Here is a 20,820-nt window from a genome sequence, read left to right as displayed (position 1 = left end):
CCGGGCGTCCCGTCAGCCGACGATCGCGGGCCCGCCGTCCGGTCACCGGACAGCCGCGCCGGGCAGCCGTACGGTTCCCGCTCCGTCCGTGCTCCGTCATCCGTACCCGGTAGCCGTACGTACCCGGAGTCCGCGTCCCCGCTTTCCCCGTCCCCTTACTTCTTCCCTCTGTCCGCTCTCCCTCTGCCGAGGTGTTCCGCCATGACTCAGCCGCCGCCCCCGCCCCCGCCGTCCGGACCGCCCCCGCAGGGCGGCGGCTTCGGCGCGCCCCAGGACCCGCCGCCCGGCGGCTTCGGCCCGCCGCAGCCGCAGCAGAGCCCGCCGCAGCAGCCTCCGGCCCCGCCGCAGGCCCCCCAGGGCCACCCGGCGCCCCCGCCGGGACCGCCGGGACCGCCCGCGCCGCCGCCCGGGCCCCCGGCCGGACCGCCGCAGAGCCCGCCGCCCGGCTACGGCTATCCGCAGCAGCCGCCCACCCAGCCCGGCTACGCTTACCCCGCCCAGCCCCCGGCCCCGGCGCCGGGGCAGGCGTACGGCCAGCAGCCCGGGCAGCCGTACGGCCAGCCCGGCTACGGCTATCCGGGCCAGCCGCAGCCCCAGGGCTACGGCTACCCCGGACAGCCCGCGCCCCCGGCCCCCGGCGGACCGGGCGGCCCCGGCGACGGCAAGAAGAAGCTCGGCGCCCAGGCGAAGATCATCATCGCCGCGGCCACCTGTGTGGCGCTGATCATCGGCGGCGGGGTGATCTACGCGACCGTCGGCGACGACGGCAAGAAGGACACCAGCACGTCCCGGGGCAAGGGCGGCAAGAAGGGCACCGACAACGACGGTGACGCCGACGGCGACGGCAAGAGCGACAACGGCGGCAAGGAGGCCGTACCGGACAACCCCGCGGCACAGCTCGCCTTCAGCGTCGACCAGCCGCTGATCACCGATGTCACCGACTTCAAGGGCTCCTGGGTCACGGACAAGGCGTATGTGAAGCCGGGCGTCTCGGAGATCACCGGCTACGACCGGGACAAGGGCAACGTCCTCTGGAAGATCCCGCTGCCCGGCCAGACCTGCGGCGGCTCCCGCCACCAGTCCGCCGACCACAAGGCCGCGATCCTCTTCGAGCCCGCCAAGACCACCAAGTCGGGCCCCGGCCGGTACCAGCCGTGTTCCGAGGTCGGTGTGATCGACATGGCGAGCGGCAAGCTGCTCTGGCGGAAGTCCGTCAACTCCCCGCTCGGCGGCGACCGGCCGATCCGGTTCGACGAGGTCACCATCAGCGGTACGACGGTCGCCGCGGGCGGTCTGGACGGCGGCGCCGCCTTCGACCTCAACAACGGCACGGTCCGCTGGAAGCCGACGACGTCCGACGGCGACTGCGAGGACCGCGGCTACGCCGGAGGGCCCGCCCTGGTCGCCGTCCGCTCCTGCGGCGGCTACAACAACGAGCAGCTCTCCGTCGAACAGCTCGACCCGGCGACCGGCCGCCCCGTCTTCTCGTACAAGATGCCCGTCGGGGTCGACTACGCCAGTGTCGTCAGCACCAAGCCGCTGGTCGTGGCGGCGGATGTGGGCGACACCGGGAAGTTCGGCATCTCGGACTTCTTCTCCATCGACGCCCGGGGCAAGCTGCTGACGAAGGTCTCCGCGACCGGCGACCGGTTCGAGGCCCGCTGCGGCGCCACCGAGGTCGAGTCCTGCACCAAGGTCGTCGTCGGCAACGGGCGGCTCTATCTGCCGACCTCGCCCCACACCGGTGGCGGTGACAGTGTCCGCCGCACCAATGAGATCGTCTCGTACGACCTCACCACCGGGAAGCCGCTGCCGGGCCGGGCCGACGCGGGCGACGGCTACACCTCCTACCCGCTGCGGATGGACGGCGACGCTGTGATCGCCTACCAGGAGGCGCCGTACGACAAGGGCGGCCAGGTCGTCCGGATCGACGGAAACACCCTCAAGTCGACGGTGCTGCTGCGCAATCCGACCGACGAGAAATCGAAGGACCTCGAACGCTCCATGGCCATCGGAAACGGCGAGCTGAGGTTCGTCGACGGCCGGCTCTACATGAGCGAGGAGCTGATGAGCGAGCCCCGCCCGGGAGCCGACAAGGATTATCTGGCAGTTGCATTCACGCCGCAAAAGTAAAAAGGCGACCGGTTTTCGCCCCTTCGCGGCCCGGGTACTGCTGCGGTGAAAGCTGATTCGCGGAACAGTAGTGGCCCGGTACGGGAGCTTCCCGTACCGGGCCGCCGCCTTTTGGTCATGCGGTGGTCATGCCATGGTCATAAGTGACCCTGTTGAGTGGCTCAATCGGCAGTCTTGGGTACTTCTGCCGACTCGGGGCACGCGATGTCGAACAGGCTGTAGCTTGCCGGGGCAAGTTGCACCGGGGGGATGGGAGTTGCTCGATGGGCGTGCGGCTCATGGTGGTCGACGATCACAGACTGCACGCCGAGGCGCTCGCCTCGGCGTTGAAACTGCGCGGGCACCGTGTGCTGGCCGCGACGGCCCCCGTGACGGGCGCGGCGGACCTGGTGGTCTCCCGGGCACCCGAGGTGTGCCTGCTGGGCACCGCGTCCCCGGCCGAACCGGGCGTCTTCGACCCGGTGGTACGGATCAAACGGGAGCGGCCCCAGGTCGCCGTCGTGGTCCTCGGCCCGGTTCCCAACCCCTGGGGCATCGCCGCGGCCTTCGCCGCCGGGGCCTCCGGCTACGTCCGCCACGACGAGCGGATCGAGGGTGTCGAACGCGCCATGATGAAGGCCAGGGCGGGTGAGGCCGTGGTCGCCCCCGGACTGCTCCAGGGCGCCTTCGCCGAACTGCTCAACCCGGTCTCCCAGCCCGACGACGAGGGCCAGCGGCTGCTGCGGCTGCTGACCCCGCGCGAGGTGGAGGTCCTGGTCCGGGTCGCCGAGGGCGAGGACACCCGGCTGATCGCCGCCGGGATGGGGATCGCCCCGAGTACCGCGCGCACCCATGTCCAGCGGGTGCTGATGAAGCTGGGCGTCGGCTCCCGGCTGGAGGCCGCGGCCCTGGCGGCCCGTACGGGACTGCTGGACCGCGCGGCCCCGCCCGTCCCGCACGCCGCGCATCTCCCGCCCGCCCTGCCGCCCCAGCAGCAGCCGGGCCGGATCCGCTGAGCCGCTCCCCGGGGCGGCCCGGGGCCGGGATCCCAACAGCCCTGTCCGCCGGTCTGGCACGACGGACAGGGCTGTTGGATTCTGGTGAGGTGTGTTGGCTTCTGTTGGGGTGGGTGAGAGGGTATCCGCCGTGAGGAAGACCGCGATCCGGCTCGCCGACGGCCGTGAACTGCTCTATTACGACGCCGACGCCGACGCCGACGGGACCCGGGCCGGGAGCGCGGACGCCCGTACCCCGGCCGGGAACCCGGCCGACCGTACGGACCGTACGGACCGGGCGTCCGCCGCCGCCGGGCCGCGCGGCCGGACCGCCGCCGACACCCGGACCCTCGGGCCCGTCGCCACCGGCTCCGAGATCCGGTACGACCCGCTCCTCGGCGAACCCGTCGTCATCGCCTCCCACCGGCAGACCCGTACCTACCACCCGCCGTCCGACGACTGCCCCCTCTGCCCCTCCCGCCCCGGCCGGGCCACCGAGATCCCCGCCGACGACTACGACGTCGCCGTCTTCGAGAACCGCTTCCCCTCCCTCGCCGGGGAGACCGGCCGCTGCGAAGTCGTCTGCTTCACCCCCGACCACCACACCTCCTTCGCCGACCTCCCCGAGGACCGGGCCCGACTCGTCCTCGACGTCTGGACCGACCGCACCGCCGCGCTCGCCGCCCGGCCCGGGATCGAACAGGTCTACTGCTTCGAGAACAGAGGTGCCGAGATCGGAGTGACCCTCGGCCATCCGCACGGCCAGATCTACGCGTTCCCGTTCGTGACCCCGCATACCGGGCGAATGTTCCGGGCCTCCGCCGACCACACGGCCCGCACCGGCCGCAACCTCTTCGACGACACCGTCGCCCGGGAGACCGCCGACGCCGCCCGGGTCGTCATCGCCGGGGACCACTGGACCGCATACGTGCCGTACGCCGCGCGCTGGCCGTACCAGATCCGGCTCCACCCCCGACGCCGCGTCCCCGACCTGCGAGAACTCGACGACGCGGCCCGGGCCGAGTTCCCCGGCGTCTATCTGGAACTGCTCCGCCGCCTCGACCGGGTCTTCGGGCCGGGGCAGCCACCGACGCCGTACGTCTCGGCCTGGCACCAGGCGCCCTTCCGGGCACCCGGCCGGGACGCCTTCGGACTCCACCTGGAACTCTTCACCGTGCGCCGCGCCCCCGGACGGCTCAAGTACTTGGCCGGGACCGAATCCGGGATGGGGTCCTTCATGAACGACGTACCGCCGGAGACCGCGGCCCGGCGGCTGCGGGAGGTGGCGAGCGCGTGAACCACGACAGACCCGCCGACGGCCCGGCCGAGGGCCCCGCGGATGGCCTCGCCGAGGGCGGAGAGCGGCGTACGAGCCGCTGGACGGCGCCCGGCCGGGTCAACCTCATCGGCGAGCACACCGACTACAACGACGGCCTCGTCCTGCCCTTCGCCCTCCCCCTCGGCGTCACCGTCACCGCCACCCGGCGCGACGACGGGATCCTCACCCTCCGCTCCGACACCGCGCCCGGCGGCCCCGTCACGCTCCCCGTCGCCGGACTCGCGCCGGGACACGGCCCGCGCGGCTGGACGGACTATCCGGCGGGCGTCGTCTGGGCCCTCCGCGCCGCCGGGCACCCCGTCGGCGGCGCGGACCTCGCCGTCACCGCCGACCTGCCCGCCGGAGCGGGCCTCTCCTCGTCCGCCGCGCTCGAAGTCGCCACCGCCCTCGCCGTCGCCGACCTCTACGGACTCGGCGAACTCGCCGCCGACCGGGCCGAACTGGCCCGCCTCTGCCGCATCGCCGAGAACGACTACACCGGCGCGCCCACCGGGATCATGGACCAGATGGCGTCCGCCTGCGCCGAGGCCGGGCACGCGCTGCTCCTCGACACCCGCGATCTGAGCCGACGGCACATCCCCTTCGACCCCGCCGCCGCCGGGCTGACGCTCCTCGTCGTCGACACCCGGGTACGGCACGCCCACGCCGACGGCGAGTACGGGCGCCGCCGCGCGGGCTGCGAGGCGGCGGCCCGCGCGCTCGGGATCCCCACCCTGCGGGACATCTCCTACGAAGACCTCGCCCCGGCCCTCACCCGGCTGCGGGACCCCGGGGCGCGGGCCCTCGTCCGGCACGTCGTCACCGAGAACCACCGGGTCCGACAGGCCGCGGCGCTCCTCGAAGCGGGCGACCTCGCCGCCCTGGGCCCCGTCCTCACGGCGGGCCACGCGTCGCTCCGGGACGACTTCGCCGTCTCCTGCCCCGAAACGGACCTGGCCGTCGCCACGGCGGTCGGCGCGGGGGCGCTCGGCGCGCGGATGACGGGGGGAGGGTTCGGGGGAGCGGTGATCGTCCTCCTGGAGACGCCGTCGGTCCCCCCGGTCTCCCACGCCCTGAAGACCGCGTTCCGCGACGCGTCCCTCCCGACCCCCCGCCTCTTCCCGGCCCCGCCGTCCCCCGGCGCGGCACCCCTCCGGGCGGCCCGCCACGACCAACCCGGGCCGCGCCCGGTGGCCTGATGTTGTTCGCGGTCCGCGCCACCGTCGTGGCTGTTCGCGCAGTTCCCCGCGCCCCTAAATGCTCTCCCTCTTGCCGCACAAGTGGGAGGCGGGCTCCCAGTCGGGGCGTTGCCCTGACAAGGGCCAGGAGACGGGCAACCAGGGGCGCGGGGAACTGCGCGACAAGCCCACCACCGGGCCGCGGTCGAAACACCTTCGGAGGAGGCACTATCCATCCCGCCCGGAGGGCGCCTCCTACCCAAGGGCCAGGAGACGGGCAACCAGGGGCGCGAGGAACTGCGCGACCAGCCAGCCACGGTCCGCGGGCCGCGAACAACATCAGGCCACGCGGCGCGGCCGGTCACCGAGAACGCGCCGCCCCCCCAGGGGCGCGGCGGCGGAGGGGGCTCCGCCCGGTCCGCGCCCCGAGGGGCGGTCACGGGCCGTGCGTCGGGGGGACGTCGACCCGTCGGACCAGCTCCGGCGGAGGGGCTCAGGCCCCGCCGGAGTTTCCGTACAACCTGTGGATGGATACCTGGATGTGGTGATACATCAGGATCAGCCGGTCCGTGTCCACCAGCCTCGTCCCGCCGCGCCCGGCGTGTCAAGGAATCCCCGGCCCGGGGAGGCGCCGGGCCGTGCCATCACGGGGCGATCGTCCGGCCGGAGCGGGGGCTCCGCGGATTCCGGATCGAGTCTCCCGTTTCCCATGCATCCCAACGAACTCATGGGTAACCTTCCAGTACAACCCATCCCCCAGAGCTGGTCATCAGTTCTGCAAATACGCTTCCGCTTCCGCCCGCCGTCCGTACTCTGATGGTCAACGCCGGTGGGGGCCGGTGTTGATCTGGGGACGAGACAGCGGGGTACGAATCCCGGGGTGGGGTAATTCAGTCACAGCGCGGCAGTGGCCGGGCGGGGCTGACGGTCCGTCTCGGGCGGCGTTTCCGCACCGAGCCGTCCTCCGACACAGGGGGTGTGTCTGTGGTCCGTATCCGGGTCCTGGTGGTGGACGACCACCGAATCTTCGCCGAGTCGCTGGCCGCGGCCATGGCGGCGGAGCCCGATGTCGATGTGGGGGCCGCGGGCAGCGGGCCTGCCGCCCTGCGATGTCTGGAGCGTGCCGCGGCCGACGGCAGACCGTTCGACGTGATGCTGGTGGACGCCGACCTGGGCGCCGCCGCGGTACCGCCGCAGGGGGTTCGCGCCCCGGTGGCCCGGGCCGTGGCGGACGACGGCGAGGACGGTCCGGACCGGCTGGTCGACGGTCTGAGCCTGGTCTCGGGGGTGCGTTCCGGCCAGCCCGAGGTCCGTTGTGTGGTCCTCGCGGAGAAGGACGATCCGCGCCGGGCGGCCCTGGCCTTGCAGGCGGGCGCTTCGGGCTGGGTCGCGAAGGACTGTTCACTTCAGCGACTGCTGGCCGTGATCCGGGGCGTCCTGCGGGACGAGACGCATCTGCCGCCCGCTCTGCTCACGGGTGTGCTGCGGGAGCTGACGGCGGCCCGTAAGCACCGGACGGAGAGCGAGCGGCTGGTGGAGTCGCTGACTCCGCGGGAGCGCGAGGTGCTGCGGTGCATGGTCGCCGGGCTGGGGCGCAAAGCGGTCGCCGAGCGCCTCTTCCTGTCACCGCACACCGTCCGGACGCATATGCAGAACGTGCTCGGCAAGCTCGGGGTGCATTCGACGCTGGCCGCCGTGGCACTGGCCCGCCGGGCCGGGGTGGGCCCGGCGGATCCGGCCGGGAAGCTAGCCGGGAATGTTGTCGAACGGGGCGGTCAGCTGGCGTAGCAGCGCCGCCAGTTCCGCCCGCTGGGCGTGGGAGAGTTCGGCGAGGATCGCGCGTTCCTGGGCGAGCAGCCCGGCGAGCGCGCGATCGGCGCGATCACGCCCTTCGGGGGTGAGCCGGACCAGTACTCCGCGCCGGTCGGAGGGGTCGGGCAACCGCTCGACCAGGTCTCTTTTCGCCAGCCGGTCGATCCGGTTGGTCATGGTGCCCGAGGTCACCAGGGTCTGGGTGAGCAGTTGTCCGGGGGAGAGCTGATAGGGCGCGCCCGCCCGGCGCAGCGATGTCAGGACGTCGAACTCCCACGGCTCCAGATCGTGCTCGGAGAACGCGATCCTGCGGGCCCGGTCCAGATGCCGGGCCAGCCGGGAGACGCGGCTGAGCACTTCCAGCGGTTCCACGTCGAGGTCGGGGCGCTCGCGGCGCCATGCTGCGACCAGTCGATCGACCTCGTCCTCCATGACGATCAGTGTAGAGGGTCTGTCGATATGAAGTCTCTTGACGTCAAGAGATAATGTGGCGGATGGTGGGGCAGGGACGGGCCGCGACTCGTTCCGTTTCGGCTCGATGTTCCTGCGAGGGGGCTCTACCGTGAATTCCGTACCCATTTGGGATCCGCATCAGTACCTGCGTCATTCGGGTCACCGTGCCCGGCCGTTCCTCGATCTGCTGGCCCGGCTCCCGGAGCCGCCCGCCGCCCGGCTCCGGCCGCCGCGGATCGCCGATCTCGGCTGCGGTCCCGGCAATGTCACGGCCCTGCTGGCCGAGCGCTGGCCGACCGCCGTGATCACCGGCTTCGACAACTCGCCGGAGATGCTGGCGCTGGCCGAGAAGGAGCACGCGGGGGCCACCCCGGGCGGCGGCCGGCTCGAATTCCGGGAGGCGGACGCCGCGTACTGGACACCGGACGAACCGTACGACCTGATCGTCTCCAACGCGGCCCTCCAGTGGGTGCCCGGCCATGCCGACTCCTTCGCCCGCTGGATCGACGCGCTCACCCCCGGCGGCGCCTTCGCCTTCCAGGTCCCCGGCAATTACGAGGCCCCCAGCCACGCCCTGCTGGGGACCCTGTGCGCGCTGCCGGAGTGGCGCGACCGGCTGGCGGGCCGGGGCCGGGACTTCGCCCATGTCCTCGACCCGGCCGACTATCTCGACCGGCTGACGGGTCTCGGCTGTGCCGCCGACGCCTGGGAGACCACGTACTACCAGCTGCTGGCCGGGGAGGATCCGGTCCTCGACTGGGTGAAGGGGACGGCGCTGCGGCCCGTGCTGACGGAGCTGGGCGACGACACGGAGGCGGTGGACGCCTTCCTCGGGCAGTACCGCGATCTGCTGCGGAAGGCGTATCCGGCGGGGCCGCACGGCACGGTCTTCCCGTTCCGCCGGATCTTCGCGGTGGCCCGGACACCGGAAGCGGAGATGTAGCCGTAAGCGGGGGTACGGGGCCGGAGCCCGCGAGGCGCGGGCCCCGCCCCGTACCCCGGTCCCGGCCGCGTACGTGTATCGCGCGCCCGGGACCGGGCCGGAGGTCAGTTCCTGCGGTGGCCCACCAGACGCGGCCGCTGCTCCAGACCGTCCAGGCCGTGCCACGCCAGATTCACCAGATGCGCCGCGACCTCGGACTTCGGCGGGCGGCGGGCGTCCAGCCACCACTGGCCCGTGAGCGCCACCATTCCGACCAGGGCCTGGGCGTAGAGCGGCGCCAGCTTGGGATCGAAGCCCCGGTTCTTGAACTCCATCCCCAGGATGTCCTCGACCTGGGTGGCGATATCGCTGATCAGCGAGGCGAAGGTGCCCGTCGACTGGGCCACCGGCGAGTCCCGGACCAGGATCCGGAACCCGTCGGTGTACCGCTCGATGTAGTCGAGGAGGGCGAAGGCCGCCTGCTCCAGCAGCTCCCGGGGGTGCCCGGCGGTCAGCGCCCCGGTCACCATGCCCAGCAGCTGGCGCATCTCCCGGTCGACGACGACCGCGTAGAGCCCCTCCTTGCCGCCGAAGTGCTCGTAGACCACCGGCTTGGACACCCCCGCCTTGGCGGCGATCTCCTCCACCGACGTGCCTTCGAAGCCCTTCTCGGCGAAGAGCACCCGACCGATGTCCAGCAGCTGTTCCCGGCGCTCGGCGCCGGTCATCCTGACCCGGCGCCCCCGCCGCGCGGTGGTGCGGGGCTTCGCCGGGGTCACCGTGCTCGCCGCGTTCGCCGCGGGTGCCGTGCTTGCCGCGGTTGCCGCGTTCGTCTCGGTACGGGTACTGCTGCCGTCGGTCGCCACATCGTCCATCATGCCGTGTCGGCCGCTCCGCCGGTCCGGGGGGACGTGGCGCGACGGGCCTCGACGCGTTCGGCGGTGGGCCAGCGGACGTCGTACGCCCATCCCAGCTTCTCGAACCAGCGGATCAGCCGGGCACTGGAATCGACCTGGCCACGCAGTACGCCGTGGCGGGCCGAGGTGGGATCGGCGTGATGCAGGTTGTGCCAGGACTCGCCGCAGGAGAGCACCGCGAGCCACCACACGTTGCCGGAGCGATCACGTGATCGGAACGGCCGCTTGCCCGTGGCGTGGCAGATCGAGTTGATCGACCAGGTGACGTGGTGCAGCAGGGCGACCCGGACCAGGGACCCCCAGAAGAAGCCGGTGAAGGCGCCCCACCAGGAGAGCGTCACCAGACCTCCGATGATCGCCGGGAGCGCCAGCGAGAAGAAGGTGAGCACGACGAAGTAGCGGGAGATCGCCCGGATCGCCGGGTCCTTGATCAGATCGGGGGCGTACTTGTGCTGCGGGGTCCGCTCCTCGTCGAACATCCAGCCGATATGCGCCCACCACAGGCCCTTCATCAGGGCGGGGACCGTCTCGCCGTACCGCCACGGCGAGTGGGGGTCGCCCTCGGCGTCGGAGAACTTGTGGTGCTTGCGATGGTCGGCGACCCAGCGGACCACCGGGCCCTCGACGGCCAGGGAGCCCGCGACGGCCAGCGCGATCCGCAGCGGGCGCTTCGCCTTGAACGAGCCGTGGGTGAAATAGCGGTGGTAGCCGACGGTGATGCCGTGGCAGCCGATGAAGTACATCCCGACCAGCAGGCCGAGGTCCAGCCAGCTCACCCCCCAGCCCCAGGCCAGCGGGACCGCCGCGGCCAGGGCGACGAAGGGGACGACGATGAAGAGGAGCAGGGTGATCTGTTCGATCGACCCCTTCTCGTCCCCGCCGAGGGTCGCGGAGGGCGGCGTGGCGCCCCCGGCGGGCGCGCCGTCCGGACCGGGACGGGGGCCGGGCGCCGTGCCCGGTTCCGCCTCCGGGCCCGGGGCGTCGTCGAGCAGATGGGGGCTAGTCGTCATGAAGGGTCCCCTGGGGGGTGAGGAATGGTAGGAGATGTCCGCGTCTGAGCCGTGCTACGGCTGCGTAACCTACGGCATCGTAAGTATGGCAGCGCTCAGCTAGGCGGCAAGAGCCCCACTCGATGGCACCCGGTGCCAGGGCGCCTATCCTGGGACCTGCCGGACAGCGCGGTCCGCCGACTCCAGTACCCCTCCAGACGTGCTCGAACACCGCAAGGAGCAGCACCTGTGAGCAGTGCCGACCAGACCCCCACGGCCAGCGCAGAACTCCGGGCCGACATCCGCCGACTGGGCGACCTCCTGGGCGAGACCATCGTCCGCCAGGAGGGATCCGAACTCCTCGACCTCGTCGAGCGGGTCCGAGCCCTCACCCGCAGCGACGGCGAGTCCGCCGCTGAACTGCTGGGCGACACCGATCTGGAGACCGCGGCCAAGCTGGTCCGCGCCTTCTCCACCTACTTCCACCTGGCCAACGTCACCGAGCAGGTGCACCGGGGCCGGGAGATGCGGGAGCGGCGCGCGGCCGAGGGCGGGCTGCTGGCCCGTACCGCGGACCGGCTCAAGGACGCCGACCCCGACCACCTCGCGGCCACCGTCCGCAACCTCAACGTCCGGCCCGTCTTCACCGCCCACCCCACCGAGGCCGCCCGCCGCTCCGTCCTCAACAAGCTGCGCCGGATCGCCCAGCTCCTGGAGGGCGACGCCGCGGTCGGCTCCGGCCCGGCCGACCGGCGCCGCTGCGATCTGCGGCTGGCCGAGAACATCGACCTGATCTGGCAGACCGACGAACTGCGGGTGGTCCGCCCCGAACCCGCCGACGAGGCCCGTAACGCCATCTACTACCTCGACGAACTCCACGCCGACGCCGTCGGCGACGTCCTGGAGGACCTGGCGGCCGAGCTGGCCCGGGTCGGCGTCGAGCTGCCCGCCGGGACCCGGCCGCTGACCTTCGGCACCTGGATCGGCGGCGACCGGGACGGCAACCCCAATGTCACCCCCGACGTCACCTGGGACGTGCTGATCCTCCAGCACGAGCACGGCATCACCGACGCCCTCGCCCTGGTCGACTCCCTGCGCGGACTGCTCTCCAACTCCATCCGCTACACCGGCGCCACCGACGAACTCCTGGCGTCGCTGGAAGCCGACCTGGCGGCCCTGCCGGAGATCAGCCCCCGCTACAAGCGCCTCAACGCCGAGGAGCCGTACCGCCTCAAGGCCACCTGCGTCCAGCAGAAGCTGGAGAACACCCGCGCCAGACTCGCCAAGGGCACCCCGCACGAGCCCGGCCGGGACTACCTGGGCACCGCCGAACTCCTCGCCGACCTCACCCTGATCCAGACATCCCTCCGGGCCCACCGCGGCGGACTCTTCGCCGACGGCCGGATGGACCGCACCCTGCGCACCCTGGCCGCCTTCGGGCTCCAGCTCGCCACCATGGACGTCCGCGAGCACGCCGACGCCCACCACCACGCCCTCGGACAGCTCTTCGACCGGCTCGGCGAGGAGTCCTGGCGGTACGCCGACATGCCGCGCGACTACCGGCAGAAGCTGCTCGCCAAGGAACTGCGCTCGCGCCGGCCGCTGGCGCCCACCCCGGCCCCGCTGGACGCCGCCGGGCAGAAGACCCTCGGCGTCTTCCACACCGTGAAGGAGGCGTTCGAACGGTTCGGGCCCGAGGTCATCGAGTCGTACATCATCTCGATGTGCCAGGGCGCCGACGACGTCTTCGCCGCCGCCGTCCTCGCCCGCGAGGCCGGACTGCTCGACCTGCACGGCGGCTGGGCGAAGATCGGCATCGTGCCGCTGCTGGAGACCACGGACGAGCTGCGGGCCGCCGACGTCATCCTCGACGAGATGCTCTCCGACCCGTCCTACCGGCGGCTGGTCTCCCTCCGCGGCGACGTCCAGGAGGTCATGCTCGGCTACTCCGACTCGTCGAAGTTCGGCGGCATCACCACCTCCCAGTGGGAGATCCACCGGGCCCAGCGGCGGCTCCGCGACGTCGCCCACCGGCACGGCGTACGGCTCCGCCTCTTCCACGGCCGCGGCGGCACCGTCGGCCGGGGCGGCGGCCCCACCGCCGAGGCGATCCTGGCCCAGCCGTGGGGCACCCTCGACGGCGAGATCAAGGTGACCGAGCAGGGCGAGGTGATCTCCGACAAGTACCTGATCCCGTCGCTGGCCCGGGAGAACCTGGAACTGACGGTCGCCGCCACCCTCCAGGCGTCGGCGCTGCACACCGCGCCCCGCCAGTCCGTGGAGTCCCTGGCCCGCTGGGACGCGGCGATGGACACCGTCTCCGACGCGGCCCACGCCGCCTACCGCAGGCTGGTCGAGGACCCCGACCTGCCCGCGTACTTCTTCGCCTCCACCCCGGTCGACCAGCTCGCCGACCTCCACCTGGGCTCCCGGCCGTCCCGCCGCCCCGACTCCGGGGCCGGACTCGACGGACTGCGGGCCATCCCGTGGGTCTTCGGCTGGACCCAGTCCCGCCAGATCGTCCCCGGCTGGTTCGGAGTCGGCTCCGGCCTCAAGGCCCTCCGGGAGGCCGGACTCGACACCGTCCTGGACGAGATGCACGAGAAGTGGCACTTCTTCCGCAACTTCCTCGCCAATGTCGAGATGACCCTGGCCAAGACCGATCTGCGGATCGCCCGCCACTACGTCGACACCCTCGTCCCCGACGAGCTGAAGCACGTCTTCGCCACCATCGAGGCCGAGCACGAGCTGACCGTCCGGGAAGTCCTGCGGATCACCGGCGGTGAGCGGCTGCTCGACTCGCACCCGGTCCTCCAGCAGACCTTCGCGATCCGGGACGCCTACCTGGACCCGATCTCGTACCTCCAGGTCTCCCTGCTGGCCCGCCAGCGCCGCGCGGCGGACCGCGGCGAGACCCCCGACCCGCTGCTCGCCCGCGCCCTCCTCCTGACGGTCAACGGCGTCGCGGCGGGCCTCCGCAACACGGGCTGACCCCCGGCCCGCCCGACCACTCCGGTCAACACGCCTCCGGCCCCATCACCTGATCCGGTGATGGGGCCGGATGCGTACGACTAACGTGGAAGGGGTAGGCCAGGATTCCGTCCATGGGAGGAACGATGACCGCTGAGCCGCTTCCCGGGGCCGATCTGCCGACGGGACCCACCGAGGTGACCGAACCGGGAACGCGCTGGCCCGTTCCGCCCCAAGAGGGCTGGACCGTGGACGATCTGCTGACGCTCCCCGACCTCCCGCCGCATACGGAGTTGATCGACGGGAGCCTGGTTTTCGTGAGTCCGCAGCGCGATTTTCACGGTGTGGTGATTGATCTGCTGGTCAGTGGTCTGCGCCAGGCCGCGCCGAGCCACTTGAAGGTGCGCCGTGAGATGACTGTGGTTCTGGACCGGCGCAACGCTCCCGAGCCCGACATCTTGGTGGTACGGGCCGTGGCCGTGACCGGACCTGATCTGGCGCGCTTCGCGGCGGACGACGTCCTGCTCGCGGTCGAGGTGCTGTCCCCCGATTCACGGGCCCGGGACACGGAGTCCAAGCCGCGCAAGTACGCCGCAGCGGGCATTCCGCACTTCTGGCTGGTCGACCGGACCGGCACCGGGTCCCGGCCCGTCGTCCGGGTCTACGAGCTGGATCCGGTGACCAAGGCGTACGTACTCTCCGGTATCCACCACGACCGGCTGAAGGTGGACAGCCCCTTCCCGCTCGATCTCGACCTGGCCGCGATCGATGACCTGTACTAGGCCGGCTGCACTGGTCCGGGCTAGGAGTTGTACGCGCTCTGCGCCCGCTCCAGGCCCTCCGTGACCAGGGACTCCACCGCGTCCGCCGCGCGGTCCACGAAGTAGTCGAGTTCCTTGCGCTCCGTGGCGGAGAAGTCCTTGAGGACGAAGTCGGCGACCGGCTGGCGGCCCGGGGGGCGGCCGATGCCGAAGCGGACCCGGTGGTAGTCGGGGCCCATGGACTTGGTGATCGACTTCAGACCGTTGTGGCCGTTGTCGCCGCCGCCGAGCTTCAGCCGCAGGACGCCGTAGTCGATGTCCAGCTCGTCATGGATCGCCACGACATGGTCGAGCGGGATCTTGTAGAAGTCGCGGAGCGACGTCACCGGGCCGCCCGAGAGGTTCATGTACGACATCGGCTTCGCCAGCACCACCCGGCGGCTGCCGGGGCCGGGGACGCCCAGCCTGCCCTCCACGATCTGGGCCTGGGCCTTCTGGGCGCGCTTGAAGGAGCCGCCGATCCGGTCGGCCAGCAGGTCGGCGACCATGAAGCCGACATTGTGGCGATTGGCCGCGTAGCCGGGGCCCGGGTTGCCCAGGCCCACGATCAGCCAGGGGGCGGTGGCGTCGGTCGTCATGGGATGAATTCTCTCCGTGCGGATTCCGTGGGGAGGGGGAGGGCGGGGACACGGGCCGGAAACGCGGCGCCGCCCGCGCCCGGGAAGGGGCGCGGGCGGCGGCGTACGGCGGAAATACGCCGGGGGAGTGCTTACGCCTCGGCGGGCTGGTCGCCCTCGCCCTCGGCACCCTCGGCGGCGGGCTCCTCGGCCTGGGCGGCCAGGACCTGGAGGACGACCGCGTCCTCGTCGACGGCCAGGGTCACGCCGGACGGCAGCGCGATGTCCTTGGCGAGGACGGAGGCACCGGCCTCCAGGCCCTCGACGGAGACCGTGAGGGCCTCGGGGATGTGGGTGGCCTCGGCCTCGACCGGCAGCGCGTTCAGGACGTGCTCCAGCAGGTTGCCACCGGGGGCCAGCTCGCCCTCGGCGTTCACCGGGACCTCGACGTTGACCTTCTCGCCGCGCTTGACCAGCAGCAGGTCGACGTGCTCCAGGAAGCCCTTCAGCGGGTCGCGCTGCACGGCCTTCGGGATGGCCAGCTCGTTCTTGCCCTCGATGTCCAGGGACAGCAGGACGTTCGGGGTACGGAGCGCCAGCAGCAGCTCGTGGCCCGGGAGGGTCAGGTGGACCGGGTCGGTGCCGTGGCCGTACAGCACACCGGGGACACGGTCCTCACGACGGATACGGCGGGCGGCGCCCTTGCCGAACTCGCTACGGAGACCGGCGGCGATCTTCACCTCGGACATATGCACTCCTCGTACATCAGACGGATCGGATGGTCACCCGGCCGTGAACGGCCTGCTACGCCTGATGCGAAGAGCGCGTCGATAACGGACCGCCGCACCCGATGGTGCGGCCTCCCTCGCCGAGCAACCCCAGCAGTCTACGCGAAAGGGCCGCGGCCTCCGAAACGGAGACCGCGGCCCTTCGCTCGAAGCTCAGGAGCGGATGCCGGTCAGCCCTGCTCCTCGAAGAGGCTGGTGACCGAGCCGTCCTCGAAGACCTCACGGACCGCGCGGGCGATCGTCGGCGCCATCGACAGCACCGTGATCTTGTCCAGCTCCAGGTCACCCGGCGTGGGCAGGGTGTTGGTCAGGACGAACTCACTCACCTTGGAGTTCTTCAGCCGGTCCGCAGCCGGGCCGGAGAGCACCCCGTGCGTGGCCGTCACGATGACGTCCTCGGCCCCGTTGGCGTACAGCGCGTCCGCCGCGGCGCAGATCGTGCCACCGGTGTCGATCATGTCGTCGACCAGGACACAGACCCGGCCCTCGACATTGCCGACGACCTCGTGGACGGTCACCTGGTTGGCGACGTCCTTGTCCCGGCGCTTGTGCACGATGGCCAGCGGCGCGCCCAGCCGGTCGCACCAGCGGTCGGCGACCCGGACCCGGCCCGCGTCGGGGGAGACCACGGTCAGCTTCGCCGGGTCCACCTTCGCGGCCACGTAGTCCGCCAGGATCGGCAGGGCGAACAGGTGGTCGACCGGGCCGTCGAAGAAGCCCTGGATCTGGTCGGTGTGCAGATCGACCGTGAGAATCCGGTCCGCGCCGGCGGTCTTCATCAGATCGGCGATCAGCCGGGCGGAGATGGGCTCCCGGCCGCGGTGCTTCTTGTCCTGGCGGGCATAGCCGTAGAACGGCACGATCACGGTGATGCTCCGGGCGGAGGCCCGCTTCAGAGCGTCGATCATGATCAGCTGTTCCATGACCCACTTGTTGATGGGAGCCGTGTGGCTCTGCATCAGAAAGCAGTCGGCACCGCGCGCGGACTCCTGGAAACGGACGTAGATCTCGCCGTTCGCGAAGTCGAAGGCCTTGGTCGGCACCAGGCCGACACCCAGTTGATGCGCGACTTCCTCGGCCAGCTCGGGGTGGGCGCGGCCGGAGAAGAGCATCAGTTTCTTCTCGCCGGTCGTCTTGATCCCGGTCACAGCACTGTCTCCTCAGAGGGTGTTCTCTGGCCGCGGGCATGGGGAATCGCGAGCCAGCCGAATGTGTGCACGTATCACGGTACGCCGTCTTTGGCGCACCTGTTTCCGGTCAGTTCTCGCCGGGCGCCTTGTCGGTCGCCGCGGCGGCGGCCTGCGCGGCGGCGCTCCCGGGCCGCTTGCGGGCCACCCAGCCCTCGATATTCCGCTGCTGGCCCCGGGCGACGGCCAGCGAACCGGCCGGAACGTCCTTGGTGATGACCGAACCGGCCGCCGTGTAGGCGCCGTCCCCGACCGTGACAGGAGCCACAAACATGTTGTCCGAACCGGTCTTGCAGTGGGAGCCGATCGTGGTGTGGTGCTTCGCCTCTCCGTCGTAGTTCACAAAGACACTGGCCGCGCCGATATTGGTGAAATCACCGATCGTCGCGTCACCGACATACGACAGATGGGGGACCTTCGTCCCCTCGCCCACGCTGGCGTTCTTCATCTCGACATACGTCCCGGCCTTGGCCTTCTTCCCCAGCCTGGTGCCGGGACGCAGATAGGCGAACGGGCCGACGGAGGCGCCCTCGCCGATCTCCGCCGAATCCGCCACCGTGTTGTCCACCCGGGCGCCCGGGCCCACCACGGTGTCCCTCAGCCGGGTATTCGGACCCACCTCGGCGCCTTCGGCGAGACGGGTGAGACCGAGGAGCTGGGTCCCCGGGTGAATGATCGCGTCCGGCTCGAAAGTGACGGTCGCGTCGACCAGGACGGACGCCGGGTCCACCACTGTCACCCCCGCCATCATCGCGCGCTCCAGCAGCCGGATGTTCAGCAGCCGGCGGGCCTCCGCGAGCTGCACCCGGTTGTTGATGCCCAGGATCTCCCGGTGGTCGCCCGCGACACAGGCGCCCACACGATGCCCGGCCTCCCGCAGGATGCCCAGGACGTCCGTCAGATACTCCTCGCCCTGACTGTTGTCCGTCCGCACCTTCCCGAGGGCGTCCGCCAGCAGCTGGCCGTCGAAGGCGAAGACCCCGGAGTTGATCTCCCGGATCGCCCGCTGCTCGTCCGTGGCGTCCTTGTGCTCCACGATCGCGGTGACCGCGCCGGTCCCCGCGTCCCGCACGATCCGGCCGTAGCCGGTGGAGTCCGGCACCTCGGCCGTGAGCACGGTCACGGCGTTGCCGTCGCCCGCGTGGGTCGCGGCCAGCTCGGTCAGCGTCTCGCCGGAGAGCAGCGGGGTGTCGCCGCAGACCACGACGACCGTGCCGGAGACGCTCTGCCCCAGCTCGTCGAGGGCGATCCGGACGGCGTGCCCGGTGCCGTTCTGCTCGGCCTGGAAAGCGGTGCGGGTGCCGGTGTACCGCTCGGTCAGATGGCCCCTGACCTGGTCGGCGGCGTGGCCCACGACCACGACCAGATGCTCGGGATCCAGCTCGCGCGCCGCGGTGACGACATGGCCGACGAGGGACCGTCCGGAGATCTCATGGAGGACCTTGGGGGTCTTGGACTTCATGCGGGTGCCCTCACCCGCTGCGAGAACGACGACGGCGGCCGGGCGATTGGCACTCACGGGTCTGCCCTTCGGCTTCGGGTGGTGGACATCCGAAGGATACCGGGGTGTCTGACCAGGCAAATGACCAGGGAATCGGCCGGGGGAGCGGCAGGGCTCGGGGGTGGCGTGGATCACCAGAGGGGCGGCGCGAGGGGGGACGGGGCGGCGGCATGTGGCGGTGTGCGGCCGGAGACGTGTGGCCGGAGAAACGATTCGGGTCCCGACCGGAAAACGGTCGGGACCCGAATCGGGCGGCCGGGCCGCCCCACAGCTCCCAGGGAAGGAATCGAACCCTCATTCAATGGACCAAAACCATTTGTCCTGCCATTAGACGACCTGGGATGGCATGTCCGAGGTGATCCGGGGTGAGAGGTCTCACGACCGGGGTCACCGGGACAGCCCCTACTATGCCGTACCGCCCGCCTCCGCCGCGACGGTGTACGAGCCGGATCCGTGGCGGGTACGGGCCGGTCCGGTACGGGGCGCCGCGGGGCGGTGCCGTACGGGCGGCGGGGCGTCCCGGTCCGGGCCCGGGCGCGAGACGGTTCGTACGTCACTTGTACGTCGCTCGTAGGTCCCTCGGTACGTCGCTTGTACGTTGCTCGTACGCGGGCCGCACCCCGGCGAACCCCGGCGTTCGGCGCCGTTCGGCGGAGCGTCACCGGGCCGTCACCCGGGCCCGGAACAGCGGCGTGATACCGCTGAATCGCGGGAAACACCCCGAGTGTTCCGCGCCCGCCGCCCGTAGGGTGGACGGCATGACCACAACGGGGGCACACCAGGAAGCCACGGGCACCGCGCCCCGCTCCTGGCTGTGGTGGGGACGGCGGCGAAGCGTCGCACTGGATGTCGGGCTGGGGATCGCCTCGGCCCTGGAATGCGCACTGGAGGGCTGGCGCTTCGCGGAACGCACCGCGACACCCGTCGCCCTCGGCGTACTCCTCGGACTCGTCGGCGGAGCGACACTCGTCCTCCGCCGGCGCTGGCCCATCGCGGTCGTCCTCGTCGGAATCGCGATCACACCCGCCGAGATGGGCTACCTGCTCACCATCATCGGCCTCTACTCACTCGCCGCGTCCGAAGTGCCGCGGCGGATCACCGCCACCCTCACCGGAATGTCGCTGGTGGCGACCTTCATCATCTCCTACGTACAAATGGAACAGGACGTCCGTGACGCGCCGGAGGACTTCGGCGACCCCGGAGCCTGGTTCGTCCCCGCGATGTCCGCGTTCGTCGCCATCGGGCTCGCCCTGCCGCCCGTCCTCTTCGGCCTCTACATAGGAGCCAGGCGTCGGCTCATGGAAAGCCTCCGGGAACGCGCCGACAGCCTGGAAGCCGAACTCTCCCTCCTCGCCGACCGGGCCGAGGAACGCGCCGAATGGGCCCGCACCGAGGAACGCACCCGGATCGCCCGCGAAATGCACGACGTCGTCGCCCACCGGGTCAGCCTCATGGTCGTCCACGCCGCCGCCCTCCAGGCCGTCGCCCTCAAAGACCCCCCGAAGGCCGTCAAGAACGCGGCCCTCGTCGGAGACATGGGGCGCCAGGCACTCACCGAACTCCGCGAGATGCTCGGCGTGCTCCGCTCCGGCGACGGCGACCGGCGGACGGCCTCGCCGGTACCGCTCGCGGCCGTCGGCGCCGCTGCCGCCGCTGCCGCCGCGGCGGCGGCCGGGGCCGACGGCGACGGGCCCTGCCTCGCCGACCTGGAGACCCTCGTCGGCCAGTCCCGGCAGGCGGGCATGGTCGTCGAGTACGCCGTCCACGGCGACGCCCGCGACTATCCGCCGGAGGTCGAGCAGACCGCGTACCGGGTCGTACAGGAAGCCCTGACCAACGTCCACAAGCACGCGGCGGGCGCCAAAGTCCAAGTCCGCCTCGCGCACCGCGACGCGGAGGTCGCCATGCAGGTCGAGAACGGGGCCCCCGACGCGGCGGGCGGCGGCGCGCACGACGCGGACCTCCCCAGCGGCGGCAACGGCCTCATCGGCATGCGGGAACGGGTCCAGGCACTGGGCGGCGTCTTCGTCTCGGGCCCGACGGAGGGGGGCGGCTTTCGCGTCTCGGCGGTCTTGCCGGTGGGGTAGCGGGCGCCTGGTGTGAGGTTTCCCGCCTGGTGCGGGGTCTTCGCGCCTTGCGCCCCGGGGCGCCTGGTGCCGGGGTTGCCTGTGGCCAGGCGGGGCGGTTCGCGCCTCAGTCGCCGGCGGGGCTGTTGAAGATGTGACCGTCACTCCAGCGGTATGCGGGCGGTCTTGTTCAGCGTCGGGAGGGTCGGTGGCCTCCGGGCTCACCTCCTCACG

16 protein-coding genes and 1 tRNA gene are annotated in these 20,820 nt (G+C 71.7%); 9 read left to right on the top strand and 8 right to left on the bottom strand.

The window, feature by feature from the left end:
• Nucleotides 1-201 precede the first annotated feature (201 nt).
• The 5 genes from AB0G74_RS03365 to AB0G74_RS03345 all read left to right on the top strand — a co-directional run bounded on the left by AB0G74_RS03365 (nucleotide 202) and on the right by AB0G74_RS03345 (nucleotide 7,391).
• The gene (locus tag AB0G74_RS03365) at nucleotides 202-2,133 is read left to right on the top strand and encodes a PQQ-binding-like beta-propeller repeat protein (RefSeq protein ID WP_361140037.1); all 1,932 of its coding nucleotides are present in this window, start codon (nucleotides 202-204) and stop codon (nucleotides 2,131-2,133) included.
• Between the two features lie 263 nt (nucleotides 2,134-2,396).
• Complete coding sequence (locus AB0G74_RS03360; RefSeq protein WP_361140034.1) at nucleotides 2,397-3,128, top strand: response regulator transcription factor; 732 nt, start codon at nucleotides 2,397-2,399, stop codon at nucleotides 3,126-3,128.
• A gap of 130 nt (nucleotides 3,129-3,258) precedes the next feature.
• The gene (galT, locus tag AB0G74_RS03355) at nucleotides 3,259-4,404 is read left to right on the top strand and encodes a galactose-1-phosphate uridylyltransferase (protein ID WP_361140031.1); all 1,146 of its coding nucleotides are present in this window, start codon (nucleotides 3,259-3,261) and stop codon (nucleotides 4,402-4,404) included.
• Nucleotides 4,401-5,624 (top strand): galactokinase, encoded by a 1,224-nt coding sequence (gene galK, locus AB0G74_RS03350; RefSeq protein ID WP_361140028.1) that lies wholly within the window; start codon nucleotides 4,401-4,403, stop codon nucleotides 5,622-5,624. Before galT ends, galK begins: the two co-directional genes overlap by 4 nt.
• 963 nt (nucleotides 5,625-6,587) lie before the next feature.
• Nucleotides 6,588-7,391, top strand: a complete 804-nt coding sequence (locus AB0G74_RS03345) for a response regulator transcription factor (protein ID WP_361140417.1) — start codon at nucleotides 6,588-6,590, stop codon at nucleotides 7,389-7,391.
• Here the strand turns inward: AB0G74_RS03345 and AB0G74_RS03340 are convergent.
• A complete protein-coding gene (locus AB0G74_RS03340) occupies nucleotides 7,350-7,847 on the bottom strand; it encodes a MarR family transcriptional regulator (RefSeq protein WP_358826817.1) in 498 nt (165 codons plus the stop codon). The genes AB0G74_RS03345 and AB0G74_RS03340 overlap by 42 nt on opposite strands.
• Before the next feature lie 130 nt (nucleotides 7,848-7,977).
• Between AB0G74_RS03340 and AB0G74_RS03335 the strand changes: the two genes are divergently transcribed.
• The gene (locus tag AB0G74_RS03335) at nucleotides 7,978-8,811 is read left to right on the top strand and encodes a trans-aconitate 2-methyltransferase (RefSeq protein ID WP_361140025.1); all 834 of its coding nucleotides are present in this window, start codon (nucleotides 7,978-7,980) and stop codon (nucleotides 8,809-8,811) included.
• A gap of 104 nt (nucleotides 8,812-8,915) precedes the next feature.
• Here AB0G74_RS03335 and AB0G74_RS03330 read toward each other — a convergent pair whose 3' ends face one another.
• Entirely contained in the window at nucleotides 8,916-9,518 is a 603-nt protein-coding gene (locus AB0G74_RS03330) for a TetR/AcrR family transcriptional regulator (protein WP_361140414.1), read from the bottom strand.
• Between the two features lie 146 nt (nucleotides 9,519-9,664).
• Nucleotides 9,665-10,717 (bottom strand): fatty acid desaturase, encoded by a 1,053-nt coding sequence (locus tag AB0G74_RS03325; RefSeq protein ID WP_361140023.1) that lies wholly within the window; start codon nucleotides 10,715-10,717, stop codon nucleotides 9,665-9,667.
• 228 nt (nucleotides 10,718-10,945) lie between these two features.
• Here AB0G74_RS03325 and ppc point away from each other — a divergent pair, with 228 nt between their 5' ends.
• Both ppc and AB0G74_RS03315 read left to right on the top strand, forming a co-directional pair.
• Nucleotides 10,946-13,687: a phosphoenolpyruvate carboxylase gene (gene ppc, locus AB0G74_RS03320; RefSeq protein ID WP_361140021.1), complete on the top strand. Its 2,742-nt coding sequence runs from the start codon at nucleotides 10,946-10,948 to the stop codon at nucleotides 13,685-13,687.
• Nucleotides 13,688-13,812: 125 nt separating this feature from the next.
• Entirely contained in the window at nucleotides 13,813-14,448 is a 636-nt protein-coding gene (locus AB0G74_RS03315) for a Uma2 family endonuclease (protein WP_361140018.1), read from the top strand.
• 20 nt (nucleotides 14,449-14,468) lie between these two features.
• On the opposite strand, the gene pth is transcribed toward AB0G74_RS03315, so the two are convergent.
• The 5 genes from pth to AB0G74_RS03290 all read right to left on the bottom strand — a co-directional run bounded on the left by pth (nucleotide 14,469) and on the right by AB0G74_RS03290 (nucleotide 18,862).
• Nucleotides 14,469-15,065, bottom strand: coding sequence for an aminoacyl-tRNA hydrolase (gene pth / locus AB0G74_RS03310; RefSeq protein WP_361140015.1), 597 nt, complete (start codon nucleotides 15,063-15,065; stop codon nucleotides 14,469-14,471).
• 131 nt (nucleotides 15,066-15,196) lie between these two features.
• A complete protein-coding gene (locus tag AB0G74_RS03305; RefSeq protein WP_361140012.1) occupies nucleotides 15,197-15,793 on the bottom strand; it encodes a 50S ribosomal protein L25/general stress protein Ctc in 597 nt (198 codons plus the stop codon).
• 209 nt (nucleotides 15,794-16,002) lie between these two features.
• On the bottom strand, nucleotides 16,003-16,980 hold the full coding sequence (locus AB0G74_RS03300) for a ribose-phosphate diphosphokinase (protein ID WP_358826824.1): 978 nt from the start codon (nucleotides 16,978-16,980) through the stop codon (nucleotides 16,003-16,005).
• Nucleotides 16,981-17,089: 109 nt separating this feature from the next.
• Nucleotides 17,090-18,538: a bifunctional UDP-N-acetylglucosamine diphosphorylase/glucosamine-1-phosphate N-acetyltransferase GlmU gene (gene glmU, locus AB0G74_RS03295; protein WP_361140009.1), complete on the bottom strand. Its 1,449-nt coding sequence runs from the start codon at nucleotides 18,536-18,538 to the stop codon at nucleotides 17,090-17,092.
• 253 nt (nucleotides 18,539-18,791) lie between these two features.
• Nucleotides 18,792-18,862: transfer RNA gene (locus tag AB0G74_RS03290), tRNA-Gln, on the bottom strand.
• 416 nt (nucleotides 18,863-19,278) lie between these two features.
• Between AB0G74_RS03290 and AB0G74_RS03285 the strand changes: the two genes are divergently transcribed.
• Nucleotides 19,279-20,607, top strand: a complete 1,329-nt coding sequence (locus AB0G74_RS03285; RefSeq protein WP_361140006.1) for a histidine kinase — start codon at nucleotides 19,279-19,281, stop codon at nucleotides 20,605-20,607.
• Nucleotides 20,608-20,820: the final 213 nt, after the last annotated feature.

Source organism: Streptomyces sp. NPDC020875 (genome assembly GCF_040641415.1).
In the GTDB taxonomy this organism is placed as follows: domain Bacteria; phylum Actinomycetota; class Actinomycetes; order Streptomycetales; family Streptomycetaceae; genus Streptomyces.
The sequence above is the reverse complement of the archived record's forward strand: the minus strand, read 5'-3'. Positions and strand labels throughout refer to the sequence as shown.